General features: G+C 31.5%; 2 protein-coding genes. Both read left to right on the top strand.

Features of this window, described 5'->3' with window-relative positions; genetic code table 11:
* Positions 1–379: 379 nt before the first annotated feature.
* Positions 380–1,723: an IS4 family transposase gene (locus VJJ26_01225; GenBank protein HLC06785.1), complete on the top strand. Its 1,344-nt coding sequence runs from the start codon at positions 380–382 to the stop codon at positions 1,721–1,723.
* 188 nt (positions 1,724–1,911) lie between these two features.
* Positions 1,912–2,104: hypothetical protein (locus VJJ26_01220; GenBank protein HLC06784.1), on the top strand; the 193-nt coding region annotated here is incomplete at its 3' end.

Genomic DNA, 2,104 nt, shown 5'->3' with positions numbered 1-2,104 from the left:
CTTCAAGTGAATTTCCATTCATATAGCTATTTTCATTGAAAATCTCATTTAATTCTTGAGCATAAAAATCCGTACCTTGTTCGCCTGGAAATGTATATGCCATTTGTTTAAATATTTGATCCCTCATTGAATTTGCAAAGTCATGAGCTTGTTCTCTTTCGCAATCAAGATTCATAGGCGTCAAGCTAGCTATGTTAACTGTGCGATTAATTAATATAAAATCAATGTTGTTAAAAAAATAAAAACACAAAATTTCAGAAAAACTCTTAAAATAATAGAGCTTTTGCCTTTAAAATATAAGATATAAAATAAACTCAATTTAAAGGACAAAAACTCTATGCACACTGTGATAATATCAAAAGTATCGGAATCAATCAAGATGTTTGAAAATTTTATTGAAAAACTGGCAAAAGATATGAAGTTTGAAGCACGAGATAGTGTAAAATTGAAAGCAATAACATTTGTTTACGCAATGACTATTGGGCTTCTGGAAGGTCATGAAATAACTTTAAATGTTTTGGGGAATTTTTGCAGAAAATATCAAGGACAAGAGTTAGAAATAACGAAGCAAGCACTTCATCAACGCATGGAAAAAGGTGAGTTACTGATGAATGGGTTGTTTAACGTGTTTTTAAATGAAACTAAAGATAAGTTTAAAGTTCTTGAAAATATAGAAGTGTTAAAACAGTTTAGTGATATTGAAATTACTGATGGTACAACTGTGTCACTGCCTGATAAGCTAGCTGGTAAATTTAAAGGGCTTGGTGGAACAAATGCTAAAGCAGCATTTAAAATGCAAACGACATATAGCGTACTTAAAAGAACGTTTTCCAATTTAAAAATATATGATGCGAGCACAAATGACACGGTGCATAATGCTGAAATTATTAAAGAACTGGAGCCGAACAAGCTGTATATTAACGATTTAGGGTATTTTGATAAAGAATATTTTTCAGAAATTGATAAAAAAAATGCTTATTTTCTTAGTAGAATAAAGTCAAACAGCACTTTTTACAAATACGATGACATTAAAAAAGATTATGAAAAACTAGACTGGAAAGATATTTTAAAATCAAGCAAAAATGAAGTTGACACTATGGTATTTATGAAATTAAAGTCAGGGGAAATGAAAGAGGTTAGATTGGTTGGACTGAGGCTTCCAGAAGATAAAATTAACGAAAAAAGACGAAAAATAAATAAAAAACAGCAATCTAGCGGAGAAACAATGAAAGAGCGTGAAAAACTTATGTTCGACTGGAATTTGATGATTACTAACGTTTCAGCCGATAAGCTTGATCCTGACACTTTGTATGAACTATATAGGCTTAGGTGGGTGATTGAGCTTATTTTCAAAGGACTAAAAAGCAGTTTAGATTTTGATAAAGTCGGACAAGCCGGAGGAAGTTATTTGATGTGCTTACTTTATGGAAAAATGATTATTGCACTTTTGTGCATGGACATTTATGCTTTGTGCAATATGGCGATGTATCTTAAAAATAAACGCCAAGTAAGTATTCAGGGATTTTTACGAAATTTTCGCTCCATTGTTAGTTACTTTGTTAGCGTTATTTTAAACTGCAATGACGAAAACTTACTTAATTTTTATAAAGAGTTAGAACATATCAGTATTATCAGCCTTTACGAGATCAGAAAAAGAAAAACAACAGAACAAAGACTTATGGAAAAAGAGATGCCAAAGCAGGTATTACGACTCTTATGCTAATAGTTAGTACATAATTAGCTTGACGCCTATGACTTACAACTAATAAAGACCAAAAAGATCTCTCAACAAAAGAGGCTTTGATAGCATATAAAGAGGAATGGCGAGTAGAGAGAATTTTCGAGAGACTAAAGGGCAAACTGCAAATATTGCCAATTCATCTCAAGCTTCCTCGTAGAATAGAATCTCTTATGTTTTTATTGATGACGTGTACACAAGTTTTTACACTGATAGACTTGGTCGCAAAGAAAACTCTTGAAAAGGAAAATAGGAAACTTGAAGGTTTGTTTCCAAACAAAATAAAAGTAGCAAATCCAAAAACTGAATATATGTTGGATGCACTCAGAAACATTGGACTTGTTTATACTGTTAAAGGTAATGAAT

The sequence above is a fragment of the Candidatus Babeliales bacterium genome, from assembly GCA_035288105.1.
In the GTDB taxonomy this organism is placed as follows: domain Bacteria; phylum Babelota; class Babeliae; order Babelales; family Vermiphilaceae; genus SOIL31.
The sequence above is the reverse complement of the archived record's forward strand: the minus strand, read 5'-3'. Positions and strand labels throughout refer to the sequence as shown.

Coding starts and splice junctions, on each gene's coding strand:
- VJJ26_01225 (HLC06785.1), top strand. CDS start 380: ATGTTTGAAAATTTTATTGAAAAACTGGCAAAAGATATGAAGTTTGAA.